This window comes from Spirillospora sp. NPDC049652 (genome assembly GCF_040675125.1).
GTDB lineage: Bacteria > Actinomycetota > Actinomycetes > Streptosporangiales > Streptosporangiaceae > Spirillospora.
Genome location: NZ_JBFAOF010000387.1, coordinates 1 through 6,266, shown reverse-complemented (window position 1 = coordinate 6,266; position 6,266 = coordinate 1). Strand labels below are relative to the sequence as shown.

Genomic DNA, 6,266 nt, shown 5'->3' with positions numbered 1-6,266 from the left:
TTCCCTCCCCCACGCTCTTCCGTTCTCCGTGGTCAGGACGCTCGCGGGCAGCCGCTGATCCCTCTCGCGCACCGGCCGGGCCCGCCGTCAGCGGCGTCCCGCGCCGGCCACGACGCTCGCCGCTCCCAGGGCGGCGAGCGTCGCGAGGACGGCGGCGAACAGCGTGCTCCCCGTGGCGAGGCCGAGCGGGTCACTCAAGTATCCGGCCGCGACGGGGAGCGTCCCGGCAAGCAGGTAGCCGCCGGTGTTCAGCGCCGCGTTGGCCTCCGCGAGCCGCCGCGCCGGGACGTTCGCGTTCAGCAGCGAGAGGCCGCCGAGCTGACCGAGCCCCTGCCCGGCCCCCGCGAGGACGGCCGCCCCGACCAGCGGCGCGATCTCCCTCGCCTGGACGGCCGCGACGAGCATTCCCATGCCGGCGAGTGTGCTCACCGCCCCCAGCAGCAGCACCTTCGGCCGGACGAGGCCGCGCACGGCGAACTGCACGCCGGTCGCGGCGGAGAACATCACGAACGCGGTCGCGCCGGCGACGATCCGGTTGTCGGTGCCGAGCATCCCGGAGAGCAGCGACGGGCCGAGCGACAGGACGAACGAGGTCGCCGTGATGCCGGGCGCGAACACCGCGATGCCCATCACGAGGTCCCGCCGGTTCGGCCGCGGAACGCCCGGGATCCGGACCCAGCGCGTCCCCCGAGCCTCCTCCGCGGGCCGCCCGACGGGCATGCGCGCGACGACCGCGATGGCGCTGACCAGCAGGAACGCTTCGACGACGAAGACCGTCCACGCGGGGCCGACCTCGGACAGGACGCCCGAGAGCAGCGGGCCGAGGCCCGCCCCGAACACCATCGCGGTCGAGGCGAGCAGCGCGGCGAGGCGGCGGCGGTCCGGCCCCGCGACGTCGGTCACGGCCGCCATCCCGGCGGAGACCGCCGCGCCGACCGCGACGCCGGTGAGCAGGCGGGCCGCCATCAGCGCCGCCACGGACGAGGCGGTCGCGAACAGGCCGCACGCGACGAGGGCGGCGGCGAGCGCGGGCAGCAGCACCGGCTTGCGCCCCAGCCGGTCCGACGCGATGCCCGCGACCGGCAGCGAGCCGAGCAGTCCGGCGATGTAGCAGGCGAACACCACCGTGAGGGTGCCGCGCGAGAACCCGATGCGGTGCTGCCAGAGGACGTAGAGCGGGGTCGCGGCGTTCGACAGCACGAACACGGCCGTGACCGGCCAGGCGGCCAGCCAGATCCAGCGCGTGGACGCGGCCGTGGCGGGCGTCGCCGGTGCCAGGAGCATGAGGGGTCCCCCTTGTACGAGTTTTTTCGAACTTAGCATGCAGTACGATCAAACTCGTACAAGGAGGTGCGATGCCCGAGATCCGCGAGATCCCCGTACCGGACGGCGCTCCCGCGCCGCTGCCCGAACCGGGCGTGGACGAGCTGCGCCTGGAGACCGTCCTCGGCGCGCTCAGCGACCCGCTGCGGCTGGAGATCGTCCAGCGGCTGCTGCTGGAGCGCGAGGACTTCGACCACACCTGCGGCTGGTTCGGCTTCGACCGGCCGAAGTCGTCGCTGACCCACCACTTCCGCGCGCTGCGCGAGGCGGGGGTCATCCGGCAGCGGCAGTACGGCCTGGAGCGGCGCAGCCACGTCCGCACCGGCGACCTGGAAGCCCGCTTCCCCGGCCTGGTGGCCCTCGTCGCCGCCTGGACGCCGCCGGCGGACTGAACCGGGTCAGGGGCTGGTGATGGTCGGCGGCCCCAGGACCGTGTAGGTCCCGGGGGCGCTGACGGTGTCCTCCGGATTGATCGTGCCCGGGTCGCAGAGGGTGTTCGTCGTCGTGAGGACCAGGTTGCCGCCGGAGAAGGTGAGCGAGGTTCCGCGAAGGGACCAGTTGAGGGTCCCGGTGGTACCGCCCGGACCGGCGACCTGGGCGTGGCAGCCGTCGGTCATGTAGAGGTTGATCCGGATGCCGGTGAGCGTGCCGGTCGTGGTCTTGGTGGTCGCGTTGTAGCTCACCGCGTTGAAGGAGTAGGGCAACGCCGTCGCCGTCGCCGTCGTGAGGCCGCCGGCGGGCGACGCGGTGCACTGCCCTGCCGGCACACCCGTGTCGTGGAAGCTCCACGCGGTCATCTTCCCGAGCCCGGCCCCGGGAAGGGCGGTGCCGTTGACGAACCCACCCGTGAAGGAGGAGTCCCGGCAGATCGCCAGCGTCATGCCCGACGTCGTGTCGATGAAGTCGGTCCGCCCGTGTCCGTTGATCGAGAGGCCGCCCGTGACCGTCCAGGTGGCGGCCGAGGCGGGCGTCGCCGCGAGGGCGACCGCGCATCCGGCCGCGACGAGGCAGGCCGACATTCGGCGCGCCAGAGGAATTCCCCGCACCATCGCACTTCCTTTCTTCGGCGGCGAAGATCGAAATCACTTCGCCGCGCGTCTCCGATTCACGTCACCATCAGCCACCTCGTCATTCTTTGCAATAGACCGGTTCAGGCCCCTATGGCCACATCACGCCATCACTCACATGGTGAGCGACTGCGTTTGTCATCATTTGATGAGCCGGCTCCGTCACGGAGTGCAGGCCTCGGTGATCGCGGCCGTGTCCCAGTAGAACGGGCGGCATTCGAGCATGCGGCCGTCCCGGACCTTGATCAGCTGCACGATCCGGGTCTCGACGTCCCGGCCGGTGGCCTTGGCGCGGAAGCGGACGCGGTTGCTCACCACGACGGTCCCGGCGTCGCCCCAGTGCTCCTGGCCGAGGAACTCCATCGACTCCCAGGTGTCGCCGAAGGCGGCCATGAAGCGTTCCATTCCCTCATGCCCCCGCCATTCACCGGTGCCGCTGAACGGCATTCCGGGGGCCTGGTAGAGCACGACATCCGGATCCAGATAGGCGGCCACGTCCCCGAAATCGGCTTTCCCGTACCCGCCCGCCGCCACATAGGCGGCCTCGGCCTCATAGAACTTCTGCATGACGGACCAGGCGTCCGGTTCGTTCGACATGGAGCCGAGCCTGGCGCACACCGCCGCCGAAGGGCTGGCAGGAATCCGACCCCTCGTTTCCGGCGCCGCGCAGAGCGACCCCGCGCCGAGCGACCCCGCGCCGAGCGACCCCGCGCCGAGCGACCGCGCGCAGAGAGCGGGCGTCCGGACGGCCCTACTGCGGGTTGTCGGCGGTCACCGGGTGAGCGGACGCTTCGGAGGTCATCTGGAACGAGCCCATCCCGGGGATGATGCTGAGCAGCTGCGGGTGGACGGTGATCCGCACGGACACGCGGACCTCGTTCGGCGCCGGGTCGCAGGAACTCGCGTCCACCTGCTCGCCGTAGTCGTTCAGCAGGGAGTACGCGCTCGCGCAGGCGGTCTGCGTGTCGATCTGGACCTTGCCGCTGTCGCGGAGGGTCGTGGTGTCGATCTGGTTCGCCCCGGCGCGCGCTGCCTGCTCGGCCATGTCGGCCGCGCGCTGGCGGGCGTGGATGGCGCGCCCGCCGTCCAGGAGGAGCCCCGCGAGGACGAAGACGGCGGGCGTGAACAGGACGATGTAGAGCGTGACCGTGCCGCGGTCGCGCTCGGCCGGGTCGCGCAGCCGGGCGAGCGGCCCGGTCCGGCGGCGGGACGCCGGGCGCTCGTCGGACGGACCAGATCCGCCTCGGGACGAGGATCGCCGGGTGGGGTTCGGGTCGGTGGAGGTCATGGGGTGTCGTCGCCCCGGTAGGTGTAGGTGTCGATGGGCGCGACGGCCTTGCCGGTGAGGGTGCGGCCGCCGGGGAAGCCGGGCAGGGCCAGGTCGGAGAAGTCGACATGGCAGGTCACGGTCACGGTGACGCGTCCGCCCGCGCCCCACGCGGACGTGTCAGGGTCGATCTTCGGGCCGCCCTCGCACCAGTCGTGCCCCGACAGGTCACCCGTCGCGGCCTGCTGCGCCAGGTCCCGTGCCGTGCCCTCGGACCTGCCGGTGGACGCGGCGCGCGCGGCGTCCCGGGCCGCGCCGTCCACCTGGCTCTGCGCGTCCACCACGCGTCCGGAGATCACCAGCAGGCCGAGCAGGAGAAGGATGATCGGGGTCGCGAAGACCATCTCCAGGGTCATCGTGCCCTCGTCGTCCGCGGGCCGGTGCACGCGGCGGGTCATGGTGCGCCGCCGCCCTGGCAGGCCGTGCCGGAACCGACGTCCGGACGGAAGCACTCGATGGGACCGCCCGAGCGCTGCGAGACGTGGAAGTCCAGGAACGGGATGACCTTGACGACCTTGCCGCTGACCTCCACCCAGCGGTGGTCGCCGTCCTCGCCGGACGCCACCCGCACGTCCCCGTCCAGCATGCCCCTGCCGACCTTGGACGCCGAGTCGCGCGCGGTCCGGTCGGCCTCGCCCTGCCAGCCGCCGCCCGGCGTCGTCCGGGCGACGCGCGCGCCGGACTGCGCGGCCGCGAGGGTGATCTCGCGGGCGTAGTAGTAGAACGCGAACTGGAACACCGCCAGCAGCGTGAGGATCAGGATCGGGGCGAGGATCGCGAACTCGATCGCCGACGCGCCCTCGTCTCGTCCCCTCGCCACGCGGCCACGTCCCGACGCATCACGTCCCGACGCGCCACGTCCCGACGCGCCACGGCCACGATCCGACGCGGCACGGCGACGTCCTGCCGCGCCCGGGTCGCGGGGGCGGCGGGCGCGGACCGGCGGGGAAGGCCGGAGCTCGGTGCGCGGCATGGCGGTTCCTCCTGGGACGGGCGGCTACTTGATGTTCGCGACCTCCTTGTCGATGCGTCCCTTGACGACGGCTCCGATCGCCACGGCGACGCCGACGAGGATCGCGGTGATGATGGCCCACTCGATCGCCGACGCGCCGAGCGTCCGCTCGTCCTCGTCGGCGGAGCGCAGGCGGTGCAGGCGGTCGGAGAGCAGGACGCGCAGGTACACGACCATCGGATCGTTCAGCGGGTTCATCGGTTCTCCTTCTTCGCGGCGCCTCACGAGGTCGTGAGGCGCATCAGAGCGGGGTAGGCGAGGAAGATCAGGAACGCGGCGCAGAACAGCAGCTGGGCCACCAGCATCGACTGCGACCGCTCGTTCGCGCGGCCGACCAGGTCGGACAGCTCGCGGCTGCGCATGGACGCGGCGCGCGCGGCGAGGGACTTGCGGATCTGCGCGCCGTCGTCGGCGACCAGCGACAGCGCGCCGGCCAGGTCGCGCAGCTCCTCGACGTTGAGCTCGTCGCCGAGGTCGCCGAGCGACTGCCACGGCGTCCGGCCGGAGATGCGCGCGTTGGACAGGGCCTCGCGGATCCGCAGCATCGCCCAGCCGTCGCCGACGCTCGACGCGGCGAGCAATGCCTCGGGGACGCCGCGCCCGCCCGCCAGGTTCATCGCGACGAGGTCCAGGAACGCGCCGACGACGTGCCGGAAGTCCTGCCGGCGTCCGCGCGCCTCGTGCCGCAGCTGCATGTCCGGCATGAAGAAGAACACGACGGCGAACGCGCCGCACAGCCACAGCGGCGCCTGGAGGCTCACGCCGAGGCCGAGCAGCGCGAAGTAGCCGGTGACGACCGGGATGAACAGCAGCGCGGCGGCGGAGAGCAGGAACTTGGTGCCGAGCAGCGCCTCCAGCGACCGGTCGGTGATGGCGAGGTCCGCGCGGATCGACCGGAGCTCCCAGCCGCGCGCCTCGCAGTAGCGGGCCGCCGTGCCGCCGACGCGGGCGCGCAGGCCGCCGACCTTCTCCAGCGTCGGCGACGTCCGGGCGGGACACCTGGCCAGCTCCCGGTCGCGGGCCGCGTCGAAGGTCGCGAGCCGGGTCGCGAGGCCCGGACGCGGCGGGAACAGCGCGCGCGACAGCAGGTAGAGGCCCAGGCCCACGACGGCCCCGGCGAGGATCGCGCCGGTCATGAGCCACCACCTCCGGCGTCCGTGGCCTGGCGTCCGCGCAGCCCCGAGCCGGTCGCCGAGCCGGCCGCCGAGGCGGACCCCGAGCCGGAACGGGAGCCGGGACGCCAGCCCGCCACCGTGCTCGGGACCTCGTCCGGCACGCCCGGCGACGGCGCGGGCTCGACGAGGAAGCGGCCGGGCAGCTCGTACTTGGAGAGCTGGCGCAGCCACACGAACCCGCCCGCGTACAGGGCGATGACCAGGATCAGGACGAGCTGCCCGAGGAAGTCGTCGTACGGCTTGACGTAGCCGTGGTTGAAGACCGCGAGGACGAGCGCCGTCCCCACCGAGACGGCGACGACGATGCGGACGCTGCGGCGGGTCGCGCGGCGGTCGGCCTCGACCCGGCGGCGCATGTCGAG

10 protein-coding genes are annotated in these 6,266 nt (G+C 72.9%); 1 reads left to right on the top strand and 9 read right to left on the bottom strand.

Annotated features, from left to right (window positions below; translation table 11 throughout):
• Nucleotides 1-87: 87 nt before the first annotated feature.
• A complete protein-coding gene (locus AB0J52_RS22895; protein ID WP_500183981.1) occupies nt 88-1,284 on the bottom strand; it encodes an MFS transporter in 1,197 nt (398 codons plus the stop codon).
• A 71-nt stretch (nt 1,285-1,355) separates the two neighbouring features.
• Between AB0J52_RS22895 and AB0J52_RS22890 the strand changes: the two genes are divergently transcribed.
• On the top strand, nt 1,356-1,715 hold the full coding sequence (locus tag AB0J52_RS22890) for an ArsR/SmtB family transcription factor (protein WP_500183980.1): 360 nt from the start codon (nt 1,356-1,358) through the stop codon (nt 1,713-1,715).
• A gap of 6 nt (nt 1,716-1,721) precedes the next feature.
• Here AB0J52_RS22890 and AB0J52_RS22885 read toward each other — a convergent pair whose 3' ends face one another.
• From AB0J52_RS22885 to AB0J52_RS22850, 8 genes are all read right to left on the bottom strand, one after another.
• Complete coding sequence (locus AB0J52_RS22885) at nt 1,722-2,372, bottom strand: hypothetical protein (protein WP_500183979.1); 651 nt, start codon at nt 2,370-2,372, stop codon at nt 1,722-1,724.
• Between the two features lie 180 nt (nt 2,373-2,552).
• A complete protein-coding gene (locus AB0J52_RS22880; RefSeq protein WP_500183978.1) occupies nt 2,553-2,987 on the bottom strand; it encodes a nuclear transport factor 2 family protein in 435 nt (144 codons plus the stop codon).
• A gap of 154 nt (nt 2,988-3,141) precedes the next feature.
• The gene (locus AB0J52_RS22875; RefSeq protein WP_500183977.1) at nt 3,142-3,678 is read right to left on the bottom strand and encodes a TadE/TadG family type IV pilus assembly protein; all 537 of its coding nucleotides are present in this window, start codon (nt 3,676-3,678) and stop codon (nt 3,142-3,144) included.
• Nucleotides 3,675-4,103 (bottom strand): TadE/TadG family type IV pilus assembly protein, encoded by a 429-nt coding sequence (locus AB0J52_RS22870; RefSeq protein WP_500183975.1) that lies wholly within the window; start codon nt 4,101-4,103, stop codon nt 3,675-3,677. The genes AB0J52_RS22875 and AB0J52_RS22870 overlap by 4 nt, the downstream gene beginning before the upstream one ends.
• Nucleotides 4,104-4,111: 8 nt before the next feature.
• A complete protein-coding gene (locus AB0J52_RS22865) occupies nt 4,112-4,537 on the bottom strand; it encodes a TadE/TadG family type IV pilus assembly protein (protein ID WP_500183974.1) in 426 nt (141 codons plus the stop codon).
• A 177-nt stretch (nt 4,538-4,714) separates the two neighbouring features.
• Nucleotides 4,715-4,927: a hypothetical protein gene (locus AB0J52_RS22860; protein ID WP_500183973.1), complete on the bottom strand. Its 213-nt coding sequence runs from the start codon at nt 4,925-4,927 to the stop codon at nt 4,715-4,717.
• A gap of 23 nt (nt 4,928-4,950) precedes the next feature.
• Nucleotides 4,951-5,865: a type II secretion system F family protein gene (locus AB0J52_RS22855; RefSeq protein ID WP_500183971.1), complete on the bottom strand. Its 915-nt coding sequence runs from the start codon at nt 5,863-5,865 to the stop codon at nt 4,951-4,953.
• Nucleotides 5,862-6,266, bottom strand: a 405-nt coding sequence (locus AB0J52_RS22850; protein ID WP_500183969.1) for a type II secretion system F family protein, incomplete at its 5' end; no start/stop codon positions are given. The genes AB0J52_RS22855 and AB0J52_RS22850, both read right to left, overlap by 4 nt.